We start from the raw sequence: 15,341 nt of genomic DNA, 5'->3' as shown, positions 1-15,341 counted from the left end.
GCGTATTTTCTTTCCGTTGCCGCTGCTAAATTGAAGAGCTGATGTTCTCAAACCTGACACGTAAGTCAGGATTTACAAGGCAGGCCAAACGGGTGAACTGTAAGGAGACGCGTGATGAATACCTTAAAAGTCTTTGCAAGCAAGGACGATGTCATGGCGATTGCAGGAAATGTCCAGGTAATTGAGTCTTACGGCGCATTTATCGTTGTAGAAGCAGGTAGCGCAGCCGAAAAGAAATTGATTGCCCGGCTGCCGGTGGAAAACATCACTGAACAATTCAAGCTGCCGCTCGGCGGCAAACAGGTTGATCCATTAGCTCCGAAACGTGCTGCTAAAGCGCTCAACGGCAGCAAGCCGCAAGCGGTCGATAGCAAGCAACATCACTACATTGTGCAGTTTATCGGGCCAATCAAATCCAGTTGGCTGAGCGCGGTGAAACGAGAAGGGGCAGTACTGCGTAATCCGATCGGGAATTTTGGATACGTGGTGCGCGGTAACAAGCAGGAGATGGACCGCATCGGCAAGCTGCGCTATGTGCGCTGGACGGGACACTTGCCTCACGCCGACAGGATCGCGCCGGCGCTCAAGGAAAAGCAATCGGCGGCTATCGTGCTGCCGCGGCGGCAGGCGATCCCGGATGTCGTTGCCGTGGACGTGTTTTCTGCCGACGACATCGGGCGTATCAAGAGTGCAGCGGCCAAGCTTGATTTCAAGCTGCTGTCGAGCAGCAAGGAAGCCAAATCCTTGACGCTGGCAAGCAGTGCCATCGCGTCCCAGCGCCGCGCACAAGTCGGCGCTTTGTCGGCTGTGCATGGCGTCCGGTTTATTCGTGAGCGGGTATTGCCGCGCACTTGCAATAATGTGGCCGTGCAAATCATGGGCAACAAGTTCTCCGCCTTGTTGCCGTCTGGCCTGGGTTTGACAGGTAGTGGCGAAACCGTCGCAGTGTGCGATACCGGATTGGATACTGGTAACCTGGCGACCATGCATCCCGACTTTGGCGGCCGCATCGCCGCGATCAAGAGCTATCCCATAACGCCGGAGTGGGACAGCTACGTCACGAACCCGGCGGCGGATGATGGCCCGGCAGATACGGATTCCGGCCATGGCACGCATGTAGCCGGTTCGGTGCTGGGGGATGGCAGTGCGTCGACCAACGGACCGATACACATTCGCGGCCACGCGCATAAGGCTAAACTGGTGTTCCAGGCGATTGAACAGGAAATGAAATGGCGGCCGACGGCGCCGGCATCGTTGCGGCGCAGGCGCTTTGCCCTGGCGGGGATTCCCGCCAATCTGATGGATTTGTTTAAGTTCGCTTATGACAAGGGTGCCCGCATCCATTCCAATTCCTGGGGCGGCGGCGATCCGGGCGAATACGACAAGCAGTGCGAGCAATTCGACCAGTTTGTCTGGAAGTACAAGGACATGTGCTTTGTCATCGCCGCCGGCAATGATGGCAGCGACGAAGATGGTGATGGCCAGATCAATCTTGGCAGCGTCACCTCGCCGGGGACGGCAAAGAACTGCATCACAGTCGGCGCCTGCGAAAACCAGCGGCCGGAATTCAATTCGGAATTGTATGGAAACTGGTGGGGCGACGATTACCCTGTGCAGCCGTTCAAGAGTGCGCCAATGGCGGACAATCCGCAGCAGGTGGTTGCCTTTTCCAGCCGTGGCCCCACGGCTGACGGTCGAATCAAACCAGACGTGGTTGCGCCGGGAACCTTCATCCTGTCGACGCGCTCGACGATGATCGGCTCAAATAACTTTGGCTGGTCTGCATACCCGAACAACAACTTGTACTTCCATATGGGCGGCACCAGCATGGCGACACCCTTGACGTCCGGTGCGCTTGCCTTGATGCGTGAGTATCTGCGGACAAAACACAAAATCGCCAGCCCCTCGGCAGCATTGCTGAAAGCCTTGCTCATCGCTGGCGTGGAGCGTTTGCCGAAGGTCGCGAGCAGTGCAACGTTGTTGGACAATCACCAGGGTTTTGGTCGCGTCAACCTGGATCGCTCGCTGGCGGGTATCCAGGTTTTGGTTGAAGGTGCGGGCCTGAAGACTGGACAGAAAGCCAGCCAGACGGTGAAGGTGGCGAGCACCGGCAAGACACTGCGCATCGTGTTGGCCTATACGGATTACCCGGGCACGGCGCTAGTAAATAATCTGAATCTCATCGTCACCGATCCTGCGGGCAAACGCTACGTCGGCAATCAGGGGAGCGCGGCCAACTCGCTGTTGCTGGATAATACCAACAATGTGGAGTTGCTCCATGTGCCGAAAGCCCGTAAAGGAACCTGGACTGTCGACGTGGTTGCGTCGAATATTGTCCATGGGCCGCAGGACTTTGCGCTCGCGGCGGTGCTCGTGGCTTGAGTAACTCCCAGGAATTTGCAAAGCGGAGGTGGGGCCGTTATGCTCTCCCTCTTGCTTTGCGTGGGAGGATAACATGGCAAAAAAGAAAGAAGAACTCGATCCGGAAACCCTGGAACTGATCCAGTGGTGCATCGAGGTGGAAGGTTTCCTGGTCAAGGGTGGCGCCACGGTGGAGCAGGCCCAGGACCATATCGAAGAACAGATTGAATGGTTCACGGACCTGTTCTACGACGGCTTGACGCCGGAGGAAGCGGCCAAGGAAGCCCTGGCCTGAGCCGATTCGCGCCACCGTGGCGCGGTTTCGTCGCAAATTGATTGCATGGCAGGCGCCTGTAAGGCGAAAATGCTTGCCATGCAAGCAATTCTTCACACTTCCCGTTTTCCCTTGCGCCGCTTTGCCGTCCACGGCATGTACATCGCGCTATTCAATTTCCTGTGCGCCGTCCTGATCACCTATGTCTTTAGCGGCGGCCAGCGGTTTGCGATCAATCTGCTGGCTTCAATGTGCATCGGCACCATTACCTGGCTGGTGATCGATGGCGCACGTTTCCTGCTCTGGGGGCAGGAAAGAATCAGTTGGCTCTTCTTCCTGCCGGTGGTGGCGTTTGGCGTGGGTGCAGGCGTTTTGCTTGGTTCGCAATTGACGGCCTGGCTGCTGGGGCGCCAGACCAGCATCCTGCACTACCTGGCAGAGACCAGCGGCATCAGCGCCTTGCTGTTCACTGTGTTCGCGACTGGTGCTGCGACCCTGTTCTTTTCCAGCCGTGACAGGCTGTCCCAGGCGCGCGCCGAAGCGGCGCTGGAGAAAGCCCGCGCCGAGGCGATCGAACGCCGGGCATTGCAGGCGCAACTCCAATTGCTGCAGGCTCAGATCGAGCCGCATATGCTATTCAATACGCTGGCCAATCTACAGGGGCTGATCGCGCTCGATCCGGCGCGGGCGCAAACCATGCTGGACCAGTTGATCGTCTACCTGCGCGCGACGCTGAGTGCATCGCGTGCGCAGCACACGACATTGGAACAGGAGTTTGCCCTGCTTGAGAGTTACCTTGGCCTGATGTCGGTGCGCATGGGCACACGCTTGAGCTTTGCACTGGACCTGCCGGACGCGCTGCGCAAGCGGGAACTGCCGCCCATGCTGTTGCAGCCGCTGGTCGAAAACGCAATTGCGCATGGCGTGGAGCCTAATGTGGCCGGCGGCCATGTCCAGGTGAGCGCGCGGGCTGCCGGCGATGGCGTGGAATTGCTGGTAAGCGATAACGGACGCGGCCTGCAAGCGGGCCCGGGCAAGCCTGGTACCGGCCTGGGGCTTTCCAATGTGCGCGAACGGCTGAATGCCTTGTACGGCGGGCGCGCCCAGGTCTCCCTTGAAGCGGCGCCGCAGGGCGCTATTGTACGAATCCTTTTGCCATGATTACTGCCCTGATTGCTGAAGACGAACCGATTCTGGCCGCAACCCTGGCCGCTGCCTTGCAGCGCCAGTGGCCCGAGCTTTCCATCGTATCGAATTGCGCCAACGGTATTGACGCATTGGCGCAAGCGATGGCCTTGCAGCCGCAAGTGCTATTCCTGGATATCAAAATGCCCGGTAAGTCAGGGCTGGAAGTGGCGCAGGAATTGGCCGACGCCTGGTCCGGGCCGGCGCCGTTTCCGCAGACCGTGTTCGTGACCGCCTATGACGAATTTGCGGTGCAGGCATTCGACCGCGAGGCTGCGGACTATGTGCTGAAACCCGTGAGCGACGAGCGCCTGGCGCGCACTGTGGCGCGCTTGCGCCAGCGCTTGCAGGACAAGCCGGCCGGCGGACTGGAGACGCTGGCAGCGCAATTGCGTGCGCTAGGCGTGCCTATGGCAACGCAGCGCCTGAACGTAATCCGTGCGGCGGTCGGCAACCAGGTGCGCATGGTGCCGGTGTCGGAGGTGGTGTATTTCGAGGCGGCCGACAAATATGTGAACGTGGTGACCGCGGACAGCGAGGTGCTGATCCGCATGAGCCTTAAGGAATTGCTGCCGCAGCTCGATGAGCAGGTGTTCTGGCAGGTGCATCGCGGCACCATCGTCAATTCTTCCTGCGTGCTGAGCGCCTTGCGGGAGGAGGGCGGCAAGATGTCGCTGGCCTTGCGCGGCAGGCCGGAAAAGTTGCGCGTTTCGCCCTTGTACGCGCACCTGTTCCGGCAGATGTGATTCAGAAGCCGCGCTGGATGCTGGCGAGGGCCACGTCTTTCGCATGGCGCCCGGCCAGGCCGCTGAAGTGGCGGTAGCTGGCGCTGAACGTCCAGGCACCGCTATGCCAGCCGGCGGTAACGGTGCCAATGCGGCTGCCAGTGCCCGGCTGCCACAGCATGTCGGCCGATATTTCCACGTCGTCGATATATTGCGCGGCGCGCAACAGGTGGTTGCGTTGCTGGCCGGGGGCGGCGCTGCGGTCGGCCCAGGACTCGCCCAGGAGCGAGAATTTGCTTTCCGTGGTCCAGTTGAAGCCAGCCAGCGCTTTGCCGCCATGCACCGGCCGCTGTTGCCAGAGCAGGGAGGCGTGCAGTTCGATGCCATCGCCCGCCACTTGCGAAAAGGCGGCTCCGGTTTCGACTCCGTTGCGCTGCGACAGGCGCAGCACGGCATATTCGTCGCGCGCCCCGCGCTGCCAGTATTGGCGGATGGCGATGGCTTCGTCGTGGCGCTGGCTTGTGGCGGTGGTGGTGTTGGCGGCACGGCCGCGGCCGGGGTTGGCCCAGACCACCGTGGTGGCGCTGTCGGCGGCGAAGCGTTCCCAGGCCAGCATCGGAATGCCATCCAGCGCCAGGGGATTCAGGGCGCGGCGCTCCTCGCGCTGCACCACGTCGAGCGGGCGGAAGGCGTAGCCCACGTCCCAGCTCATCACCTTTTTGCCGGCTGTCAGGAAACCGCCCGCCAGGGAGCCTTCATACGCCAGTTCGTTGACGCGCAGGCGCACGTTGCCGCCATCGATGCGGGTGGCAGTCAGCACCGAGCGCAGCGGGCCGTCGCGCCAGCGCAGCTCGCCGGCCTGGAGCGCCTGGGTCCCGAGCTGTGCGCGCACGTTGGCGATCAGTTCATCCGCCAGTGCGACGCCCGGGATAGCGGCAGCCATTAGCGCGGCGCACAGGAGCTTACGGTGCGGCATCGGAGCGGGCCAGGTACATCGGGTTGAACAACTCGTCGCCGAACTGGCGCGGCTTGCTGGCGAGGGTGGTGACGACAGTTTCGCGGCCGGTCATGACTTCGTCCTGCAGCACCATCCTGTTCTGCTCAAAGCGCGCCTGTTTAAGGCGTTTGCTGGATGTGGCGTACAGGTCGGCGTGTACCGGATGGTAATCGGACCTGGCGACCTGCAGCACCACACGCTGGTAGCTCAAAGTCTTGCGGGTAGCCGTGAGTTCCAGTTCGAGGCAGGCCACGCCGTCCACCTCCATTTCACGAGCGACGCTGCCCTGGTAGTCGCCGGACCAGGTCATGGTAGCGATGTCGCCGGTCGAGGCGTCGCCGAGCAGCTTTTGCAGCGGAGTGATGCGGATCGGGCGCGCGCTGCCCGGCAGCAGCATCCAGAAGTCGTCGCCGGACATCAGCACCTTCTGCCCCGCCTCGCCGGGGGAGCGGAACAGGATCAACGCCTTGCCGCCGGGGCGGACCAGCACCTGGTAGCGTTTCTCCTTGTCCGGCTTGCCGTCCTTGAAGGTCTGCACCAGCGTGTCCACTTGCGAGGAAGCGTCGCGCAGGCGGAACGAATCGGCCTTGCGCAGGATCGCGGGGATATCGAGCGCCGCGGCGCTAGCGCATGCCGCGGCAAGGGCGGCAGCAATCAGGGGCTTAAACATGGGCGAGTGCCTCCACAACGGATTGATTGGCAGCCTTGCGGCTGACGAGGAAGGAAGCCAGGGTGGCGAGCAGGGTCACGGCCAGCGCGGCGCCTGCATACATGGTGGGCGATACAGCGACCACCAGCGGATAGCCGCTGGTGCGGCCGGGCGGCGGCGGCATCTCTATGCCCAGCACCAGCAGTGCCATCGAGGTTGCGGCAGCCAGCGCCATGCCGGCCAGTGCGCCGCCGCTGCCCAGGATCATGCCTTCCAGCGAGAACAGGCGCGTGATTTCGCCCGGCGTGGTCCCCATGGCACGCAGGGTGCCGATTTCGCGGGTGCGTTCCAGCACCGCCATCGACAGGGTGTTGGCGATGGCGAACAGCACGATCACCAGCACGATCACGCCAAGGAAGCCGAAGATGCGGTTGTACAGGCCTTTCACGCTCTGGTAGAAGAGGGCCTGGTCAAGCCAGGTGCGCACTTCCAGCCTGCCGCTGTATTGCTGGCGCAAGGCGGCGGCCAGCGTGCCGCTCTGTTCCAGTTCGTCGAGATAGACGCTGAGGTAGCTGACCTTGTCGGATGCCAGCAGCCCTTGCGCGGTGCCGAGGTCGACCATGGCCAGGCGCTTGTCGATATCGCTGATGCCGCTGCTGACGATCCCGCTCACTGTGACGTCGACTGCGTTCAAACTGCCGGCGGTGGTGGTGGACATCAGTGTCAGCGCTGTGCCGGGGTGCGCACTCAGGATGTGCGCCAAGCCTTTTCCAAGCACGATGCCGGGACTGCCGGCCGCGCCTTCATCGAGCAGCACGCCTTCCTCGAGCTTCATGAACGGCCCCTTGACGAGGAATTCCTGGCGCGCATCGACGCCGGTGCCAAGGAAGATTTCGCTCTTCTCGCCGTTGCTCACCAGGCCGGAGAACTGCAGGCGCGGCAACACGCGCGTGACGCGCGGCTGGGCCAGAAGCTCGTGCGTGAGCTGGGTGCTGCCGGCCAGGCCATGTTCCAGCGGCATATTGTCGTTGCCGTCGAACTGGCCCGGTGCCGCCAGGACCAGGTGGCCGGTATCGCGGGCACTGGCCTGCGCCAGCGATTGGTAGGTGTGCAGGGCGAAGCCGCCGCCAAGCAAGGCCGCTGCGGTGCCGGTAGCGGCAATCGCCAGGGTAACCAGCGAGCGGCGCCGGTTGCGCGTGGCGTTGCGGCAGGCCAGCGACAGCCATTTGAAATCAATGCGCATGGCAGGCTCCTTTCAGGACGCCGTCGTCCAGCAGCAGCGCACGGTCGCAATGCGGCAGCATGCGCTCGTCGTGCGTGGCGACCAGGAAGCAGGTGCCGTCGCGGTGCGCCAGGGTGCGCATCAGGCTGACGATTTGCGCGGCGGTTTGAGCATCGAGGTTGGCGGTCGGTTCGTCGGCGATCACCAGGCGCGGGCTTTTCACGATGGCGCGGGCGATGGCGACGCGCTGGCGCTGGCCGCCGGACAGTTGGTCCGGCTTGTGGCTGCCCAGCCCTGCCAGTCCGACGCGCTCCAGCGCCTGCTGCACGCGCCGGCGCCGTTCGGCGGCCGGCACGCCCAGCAGGTAGAGCGGGTAGTCGATATTGTCGTGCGCCGTCATCACCGGCACCAGGTTAAAACCCTGGAACACAAAGCCGATGGCCTGGCGCCGCAGGCGCGTGCGGCGGATTTCGTCGCTGGCCGGCAGCGGTTCGCCGTCGAACAGCAGTTCGCCGCCGTCGGCCTTGTCCAGCAGGCCGCACAGGTTAAGCAGGGTGCTCTTGCCGCTGCCGGAAGGTCCGGTGACGGCGGCGATCTCGCCGCGCACCAGGGCCAGGTCGACCGCTTGCAGGGCGCGGATCACGTTGCCTCCGAGCGCATAGGACTTGCTGGCGCCGCGCAGCGACAGCAGCGGTTCGGCCGCCTTCATTGGCCCAGCTCCTTCAGGCGGGCGGCGGCTTTGGCCACGGGCGGCGTGCCGGCCTGGGTGGCGACCACCTGACGCAGGAAGCCGATTTCGTCGCTGCTGCGCTTTTCTTCGGCCGCGATGCGGGCGGCGGTGGCAAAGGCGCTGGCGCGCAATGGGGCGGGGGCCTGTGCCAGTGCCGGCGAATCGAGTGCCTCCTGCAGCGCGCGCTTGCCGCCGCTGCGGCGGTGCATGAACTCGGGCAGGTTGAGCAGGGTGTTGGCGGCGACCAGGCGGGTTTCGATGCTGGCCGGCGCTCCGTTCAGCAGCAGCGTGTCGTGTTCGGGACCGAGCAGCGATACGGCCTTCTGCACCATGTCGGCGCCCTGTTCGGCGAACTTCATTTTGTCCCAAGGCATCAGGGCGTCCCGGCCGCGCATGGCGGTGGCGGCGCCCTGGTAGGCCAGGAAGACCGGGTTGCCGGGCTGGCTGCCACGCAGCTTTTCGAAGGCTTCGATGGCGGCGTCGCGCGCCGAGGCGTCGCCGGCGGAACCGGCTGCGAACTGTTGGCGGGCTGCGGCGAAGGCAGCATTGTCGGCGGCCGGCGCAGCCAGGGTGCTGCCGCAGGCGAGCGCGATGGCCAGCGATAGGATGGTGTGTTTCATGATGGCTCCATAGTCGTTGTTGATGGAACAAGGCTACGGAGCTGGCGGCGCGGGCGCCATGGCAAAGCGACGAAACAGGGTTCCGGCGGCGCGAAACGTGATGAATGCTACGCGGCGTGGGAAATAAAAAAGGCTTTGCGATCGCTCGCAAAGCCTTTTTTTACATCAGGCCAGCGCGGTGGCCTGAGGTCAGCTTAGAAGTGGTAGCTGGCAGTCAGGGTCCAGTAACGGCCCATGTTGTTGTGCAGGTCTTCGTAGTAGCCCTGGCGCGGTACGCCAGCCGAAGTCACGCCATATGCCGGGTGGTACGGTGCCTTGGTGTCGAACAGGTTGCGGATGTTCAAGCTCACAGTCAGGTTCTTCACGCCGGAGTAGGTGTAGCCCAGGCCCACGGTGGTCCAGCTGTTAACCTGGCATTTCGGGAAGTAGGCTTCGTACAGCGGCACGGTCTGATCGCGATCCGGTTCAGCATCGGTCGGCTTGCGGGTACCGTAGTGGCAGAACGGCTGGTCGAACTTCACGTCAGCATCGTAGCCGCGCATCAGCGAGATCGGGCCGACGTAATTGATCGACGCGTTCAGCGCGTGGTCGCCGCTGGTCCAGGTGGTGCTGATGCTTGCCTTCAGGCGTGGCATGGCGGTGTTGTTGGACAGCGCCCAGTCCCACAGGCCAGGATCGTGGCCGGCGGTGTTGTGCTCGATATCGCCTTCATGCTGCGCAATCTTGTAGTGCTGGATGTAGGTGGCGGAAGCCTTGGTGCTCAGGCTGCCCCAGTCGCCCAGCTTGTTGCGGAAGGTTGCGTCCAGGTCGATACCGCTCACTTCGGTCGCGCCCTGGTTCTGCCATGGACGCTTCACCATCAGCAGCGGGCCGGTGCCAGGGACCGGGTTGCCGTTGGCGTCGGTGACGAAGTTGACCGGGTTGGTGTCACGCACCACGTTTTGCGGTTCCTTGTCCTCGTTCTTCAGCGCATCGGTGGTCGAACCCAGGATCACTTCGCCTTCCTTGCGGATGCGGAACCAGTCGATGGTCAGGTCGATATTGCTGGTCGGCGCCAGGATCACGCCGAAGGTGTAGCTCTTCGACTTTTCTGGACGCAGTTCCGGATTGGCACCGCCGGTAGCGGCGATCGACTTGGCGCAATCGATTTCGGTTGCGCCTGGTTTCGGGGTCGATTCGTCGGTCTCGCAACGCTTCGGATCCCATACGCCGGAGCTGAAGAACTGGGCGCCGCCGGCGGCGATCTGGCTCAGGGCCGGTGCGCGGAAGCCGCGGCTGAAGGCAGCACGCACGGCCACCGAATCAACCGGGGTCCACTTGGCGCCGACTTGCGGCACGTAGTTGGTGCTCAGGCCTTCGTACTTGTCGGCACGGGCAGCGGCGGACAGCTCGACGGTCTTCAGGACCGGCAGGCGGGTCTCGGCGAAGAAGGACTTCACATCGCGCTGTGCTTTCAGGATGGTGTTGGCGTAGCCGTAAATCAGGCCGGCAGCCAGGTCGGCGTCAGGGCGCAGGTCGATTTTCTCGCGACGGATTTCGCCGCCGAAGCCAATTGCCATATTACCGCCAGGCAGGGCCCACAGCTCGCGGTTGGCCTTGAAGTCCAGTTGCGTGATCGAGCCGACGTTGTTGGACTTGATGTTGCGCGACAGGTTAGGGTCGGCGGCCAGTTGCGCCAGCGTGGTGCCGGTATTCAGCTTGGCCAGCGTTGGCAGGTACAGGCGGCCGTTCTGAACTTCCTTGCGCGAGTCTTCGTTCCACAGCAGGCCGGTGTCAAACTCCCAGCCAGCGACGCTGCCGGACAGGCCCACCAGCATGCGCTTGTTGTCGGTGGTGTTCTTGTTGTCGCCGTTCAGGTTTTCAAAGCGGTAACCAACCGATGCGCGTGCAGTCGGGAATGGATTGTCCGGATGGCCGATCGGCAGGATGGTCTGGTACGGGTTCGCCAGGCCGCTGGAGGTGAAGTTCTGCACCACGCCGGTGCCGATGGTGATCGGCGAACCGGTGTAGTTACGCTCGCTGCGGTTGTACGACACTTCGGCGTAGGCGCGCAGGTCGTTGTTGATTTTCAGGTCGCCGCGGCTCAGGAAGTTGACGTTCTTGCCTTCCGATTGCGCTTCGGTCTTGTCCACCACATCGTAGTTACAGAATTTCTGGTCGATGAAGACGGAGGTCTTGGAGAGGCCCATGGCGGTGCTGCCCACCAGCTGCTGCGAAGGGTCGCAGTTGGTGGTGATGCGCAGGCGGGCGGCGCGGTTTGCCTGGTTGACGGCGAAGTTCTTCGAGCCCGGCGCGCTTTCGCGATAGAACACTGGCGAGGCCGAAACGGTGCTGCCAAATGGGGTGGCCAGGCGGCCGTTCAGCTCGCGGTACAGGTCATTTTCGATGTCGCGCACATCGCGCAGCTTGGTGCGGTCGCGCTTCGACACGTCCAGGGTCGCGAAGACGCTGTAGCCTTGCTCTTCCAGGTTGCCGGTGCCGGCGGTCAGGGTGGCGCCGCTGCGGCCGAATTCGCCGTCATCGTTGGCGCTGGTGCGGGCCGAAATTTCGACGCCGGAATAGGATTTCTTGGTGATGAAGTTCACCACGCCGGCGATCGCGTCGGAGCCGTAAATCGCGGAGGCGCCTTCTTTCAGGATTTCAATGCGTTCGATGGCCGACAGCGGAATGCTGTTGATGTCGTACATCGTGGAGTTGCCGTTGTTCGGGTCGGCATAGGCGCCCGGGGTCATGCGGCGGCCGTTCAGCAGCACCAGGGTGGAGGTCGAGGTCAGGCCGCGCAGCGACACGGTCGATGCGCCGACTGCGAAGCCGCCGTTGGTCGTGTCGAAGTTGCCATCGCTGCCCATGGCAGGAATCTGTTTCATCAGTTCCTGGACCGTCGCGGCGCCAGTGTTCTTGATGTCCTGGGCAGTCAGCACCTGGACCACGCTGGTGGTTTCCTTGTCGGTGCGCTTCAAGTTGGAACCCGTGACGTACACGGTATTGGTCGGCGCAGTACCGGCTGCTTGTTGCGCCAGTGCGTAGTCAGCACCGCTGAATGCCAGCAGCACAGCCAACGCGCCTTGCTTGAGTGCGAGTTGCTTCGTCAAAACATTTCTCCCTATCGGTTTTACTATTGATCACCAGTGGTTTGAGCTATCACTTATTGGGTTGTGATATGGCCGCAACTATCGCATGAGGGGGTGATTTTTTGATAGGTTTTGATGTTAAGCGGGCAATTATTTATGAAGTAATAGTTGTTTTTAGGTCAAAGCGAAAGATGTGGCGGCGGCTTCTTGCGATTCGATAGGCCCGCAAACAGCGCCGGGTGGCGCTGCTTGCGGGAGGGCGTGCCGCGCCGTCAGGCGACGTGGTAGATCATGGACGCGCCGCCCACAGGCGTGCCCTGCTCATTGAGCTGCGCGACGTTGATCTGGTACTGGCTGCCTGTGGGGGATGCCGCAGGAATGCTGGTCTGCAGCGCCAAGGGATACAGCATGGCCGGGTCTTTCTCCATGGTGACTTTGACAATGGATTGCCTTACCTCGACATAGCGCTTGCCGTTGCGCAGCACCACGTCGCCGCCTTCCACCGTCACATTGCCAAGCGTGCGATGCGGCAGGCAGTCGAAGTGCGAGCCCTTGGCCAGTGTCAGGATGCCGCAGCAGCAGGCGAAGCGGGTTTTGACCCGGGTATCCTGCAGGAAGACCAGGCCACAATCCTTTTTCATGTCGTCATCGCCGTGGGTCTGGCCGGGCACCGGGTCGGTCTGGTTGTCGAAGTCGATGGCTGGGAAGGCCGCGCCGTCTTCATCGAGCGACAGCGTGAGCGGCATCGCCTGCGGCAGGTGGCTGCGGTCGATCACCAGCGTCATGCGCGCTTCCCGGTTATAGCGGCTGCCCGCCACGAAGGGGAAAGCCGCGCCGGCGCCGGACAGTACGTCGATCACCGACAGGTTGCGTTGCGCCAGGTTGTTGCGGCGGGCGCTGATCGGGTCGCCGGTCAGTGGCGCCGTGGCAAACGCGTAGTCGTTATCGGCGTTGACGACGGCCAGCAGGCAAGGGTGCCAGGGATGGTTGGCCTGCCAGCCGTACAGGTCTTCCGTCTGCGCCGCTTCGATGCGGAACTTGGCCATGACGGTGCCGCCGGCCGGCACGCTGGCAAAGCTGGTGGTGATGCCGGTGGGGCTGACGTGCATGGCGTCGACCTGGGTCCAGTCCGGCGGGTAGACGAACTGCAGGCCGACATACGGCGTGATGCGGGTGCTGACAGAGACATTGCGGGCGTCGCGCGCGCCGTTGTTGGTGACGCGCACATAGATGTAGTTGGCCTGGCCGCGCTCCACATTCTTCGATTGCAGCGGGTCGCTAGGCACGAAGACATTGTCGTCGTTGATGCGCACCACGATGTCGGAGAAGTCCCAGAAATTACCGCCGGTGAAAGGCTCGGTGCCGCTGTCGGCCGGGGCATCCTTGATCATCACGTCCGCTTCATCGAGGGCGCGGAAGACGTTGATGCGGCCGTACCCCATTTCCTGGTTCCAGCTGCCGTTTGCTTTGCCGGCGGTGTCGGCATACGCCACCGCCCCCACTTTCTGCGCGGTGCGTTCGATGTGGGCGCGCACCTGCATATTGTCCAGGGTGGGGTAGACGCTTCGGATCAGGGCTGCCAGGCCGGCCACGTGCGGCGTGGCGGAGGAGGTGCCGTTGAACACCAGGTCATAGTCGGTTGCGTTGTAGCCGGCCGCACCCTGCCGGTCGGTGGTGGGTATGTGCACGCCGGGCGACACCACTGAGATCTGCGGGCCGAAGTTGGAGCCCCAGGCTTCGCCGTCGGGGCTGGCCGGCGTCTTGCGGTTGTCGATTTCATCGGAGGCGCCGACGGCGATCACCAGCGGATTGGTGGCGGGGTAGGTGATCGGGCCGTTGTAGTTATGGGTGGCGACGCACATCACCAGGTCGTTGTTGAAGGCGCTCTGGATGGCGGGATCGATGATGGCCGGGCTCCAGCCGTTCCAGCCGAAGCTCATGCTGATGATGCTGGCGCCGTTGGCGGAGGCGTAGTTGATGCCGGCTGCCACTTCGACGTCGGTCCAGGCATCAAAGGCGACCGGCAGGATGCGCGCATCGCCGGCCACGCCGGTGACGCCGGTGCCGTTGTTATAGGTAGCGGCCACGATGCCGGCGCAAGCGGTGCCGTGGTTGCCGGTGGGCGAGCCGTCGCCGCTCATGGTGCCGAGGTTGATGCCGGGGGCGGCGAAGCGCAGGTCGGGGTGGGTCAGGTCGCAACCTTCATCGAGCACGCAGACCACGGTAGTGGCGGCGCCGGTCGTGATGTCCCAGCCGGTGGTGCCGGGGCCGCCCGCTTCAATGCGCGTCATGTCCCACTGCTGCGGGAACAGGGTGTCGTTGGGCGCGATCGAAGTGGGCGTCAGCAAAGGCATGGTCTCGAACTGGAAGTCCGAGATCGGCGCGTTGGGAATCTGGCGCAGCCGTTCTCGCAGCTGGTAGGCGTTGATTTCCTTGACGTTGCTGATCTGGAGATAGTGGTGGCCGTTCAGGTAGCGCGATTTCTCGGTGATCTCCTGGATCGCCGGCTCGGCGGCGCCTTTGGCGCCCAGGCCTTCCGGCAGCTTGAAACCGGCATCGCGCTGGCGCAGCTTGACCAGCGCCACATGGGGCAGGGGCGCCATCAGGGCGCGCCGGCCGCGCTGGCCGGCCTGGCGGTAGACCGGGCCGATCCAGTCGATCCCCAGTTGGGCGCCGGCTTCTTCGATCTTGGCGAGGCGCCCGTCATCCAGCGGGCGGCGCGACTGCACGAAGTAGCGGGTCTTGGTATGGTTGACGCGTTCACCCGGCACCATGCCTTCATCCGCTTCATCCTCGAGGAACAGGTCCACGCTGTGCAGGAACTGTTCGACTGCGCTACGCTCTTTCGGCTGTTTGAGTGCGACGAGAAGGCGGGTGGTGTCGAGCGCCAGCGAGGCGCCCGAGGCATGGCTCATTTCTTGCGGAAAGTTCTTCATGATGTCTCCTGGCGAGTTCGGAAATCCCCTTTTGTTGCGGGGATCAAGCCAGTCTAGGAGGCCTATTTGATCGGACTTTGACCTGCGTCTATCATGCGGCATAAACCAACCGGAGACAGCCATGAAAAACTTTGCTTCTGTCGTTGCCGTGCTCGCCATCTTCGCTGCCCAGCCTGCCTATGCGCTGGAGCAGTCCGCTTCCATCAAAGTCACTAAACTGCTGCAATCGCCGTCCAGCTGGAATGGCGCCGCACTGGCCTATCCGGGCGGGCAGGCGGAAATCACTGCCTTGATGGTGGAAATCGCCCCCGGCGGCGAAACCGGCTGGCACCTGCATCCCGTGCCCTCGTTCGGCTACGTGCTGGAAGGCGAGCTGGAAGTGAGCCTGAAAGACGGTAGCGTCAAGCGCGTGGTGGCGGGGCAGGCACTGGCCGAAGTGGTGAATACCCTGCATAACGGCCGCAATGTGGGCAAGGGGCCGGTCAAGCTGGTGGTGTTCTATGCGGGAGTCCCCGGTAGCACATTGACGGTCAAGGAATAGTGTCTAAAAGTTATAGTGGGTATATAATGC

12 protein-coding genes are annotated in these 15,341 nt (G+C 63.0%); 5 read left to right on the top strand and 7 right to left on the bottom strand.

The window, feature by feature from the left end:
• Positions 1 to 114: 114 nt before the first annotated feature.
• The 4 genes from ASD58_RS02470 (at position 115) to ASD58_RS02455 (ending at position 4,566) form a co-directional block, all read left to right on the top strand.
• A complete protein-coding gene (locus ASD58_RS02470) occupies positions 115 to 2,382 on the top strand; it encodes a S8 family serine peptidase (RefSeq protein ID WP_057259496.1) in 2,268 nt (755 codons plus the stop codon).
• Positions 2,383 to 2,455: 73 nt separating this feature from the next.
• On the top strand, positions 2,456 to 2,656 hold the full coding sequence (locus tag ASD58_RS02465) for a hypothetical protein (protein WP_057259495.1): 201 nt from the start codon (positions 2,456 to 2,458) through the stop codon (positions 2,654 to 2,656).
• A gap of 78 nt (positions 2,657 to 2,734) precedes the next feature.
• Positions 2,735 to 3,796 carry a sensor histidine kinase gene (locus tag ASD58_RS02460; RefSeq protein WP_057259708.1) on the top strand — a complete coding sequence of 354 codons (1,062 nt, stop codon included), beginning with the start codon at positions 2,735 to 2,737 and terminating at the stop codon, positions 3,794 to 3,796.
• A complete protein-coding gene (locus tag ASD58_RS02455; protein WP_057259494.1) occupies positions 3,793 to 4,566 on the top strand; it encodes a LytTR family DNA-binding domain-containing protein in 774 nt (257 codons plus the stop codon). Before ASD58_RS02460 ends, ASD58_RS02455 begins: the two co-directional genes overlap by 4 nt.
• Before the next feature lies 1 nt (position 4,567).
• On the opposite strand, the gene ASD58_RS02450 is transcribed toward ASD58_RS02455, so the two are convergent.
• The 7 genes from ASD58_RS02450 to ASD58_RS02420 form a co-directional block, all read right to left on the bottom strand.
• Complete coding sequence (locus ASD58_RS02450; RefSeq protein WP_057259493.1) at positions 4,568 to 5,488, bottom strand: hypothetical protein; 921 nt, start codon at positions 5,486 to 5,488, stop codon at positions 4,568 to 4,570.
• Positions 5,489 to 5,507: 19 nt separating this feature from the next.
• Positions 5,508 to 6,212, bottom strand: coding sequence for an outer membrane lipoprotein-sorting protein (locus ASD58_RS02445; protein WP_057259492.1), 705 nt, complete (start codon positions 6,210 to 6,212; stop codon positions 5,508 to 5,510).
• Positions 6,205 to 7,434 carry an ABC transporter permease gene (locus tag ASD58_RS02440; protein WP_057259491.1) on the bottom strand — a complete coding sequence of 410 codons (1,230 nt, stop codon included), beginning with the start codon at positions 7,432 to 7,434 and terminating at the stop codon, positions 6,205 to 6,207. The genes ASD58_RS02445 and ASD58_RS02440 overlap by 8 nt, the downstream gene beginning before the upstream one ends.
• Positions 7,424 to 8,122: an ABC transporter ATP-binding protein gene (locus ASD58_RS02435; protein ID WP_057259490.1), complete on the bottom strand. Its 699-nt coding sequence runs from the start codon at positions 8,120 to 8,122 to the stop codon at positions 7,424 to 7,426. Before ASD58_RS02435 ends, ASD58_RS02440 begins: the two co-directional genes overlap by 11 nt.
• Positions 8,119 to 8,763, bottom strand: a complete 645-nt coding sequence (locus ASD58_RS02430; RefSeq protein ID WP_057259489.1) for a hypothetical protein — start codon at positions 8,761 to 8,763, stop codon at positions 8,119 to 8,121. Before ASD58_RS02430 ends, ASD58_RS02435 begins: the two co-directional genes overlap by 4 nt.
• A 194-nt stretch (positions 8,764 to 8,957) precedes the next feature.
• A complete protein-coding gene (locus ASD58_RS02425; RefSeq protein ID WP_057259488.1) occupies positions 8,958 to 11,855 on the bottom strand; it encodes a TonB-dependent receptor domain-containing protein in 2,898 nt (965 codons plus the stop codon).
• A gap of 251 nt (positions 11,856 to 12,106) precedes the next feature.
• Positions 12,107 to 14,770, bottom strand: a complete 2,664-nt coding sequence (locus ASD58_RS02420) for a S8 family serine peptidase (RefSeq protein ID WP_057259487.1) — start codon at positions 14,768 to 14,770, stop codon at positions 12,107 to 12,109.
• Between the two features lie 121 nt (positions 14,771 to 14,891).
• Here ASD58_RS02420 and ASD58_RS02415 point away from each other — a divergent pair, with 121 nt between their 5' ends.
• The gene (locus ASD58_RS02415) at positions 14,892 to 15,311 is read left to right on the top strand and encodes a cupin domain-containing protein (protein WP_057259486.1); all 420 of its coding nucleotides are present in this window, start codon (positions 14,892 to 14,894) and stop codon (positions 15,309 to 15,311) included.
• Positions 15,312 to 15,341: the final 30 nt, after the last annotated feature.

Origin of the sequence: Duganella sp. Root1480D1 (assembly GCF_001427305.1) — a bacterium.
GTDB lineage: Bacteria > Pseudomonadota > Gammaproteobacteria > Burkholderiales > Burkholderiaceae_D > Rugamonas.
The sequence above is the reverse complement of the archived record's forward strand: the minus strand, read 5'-3'. Positions and strand labels throughout refer to the sequence as shown.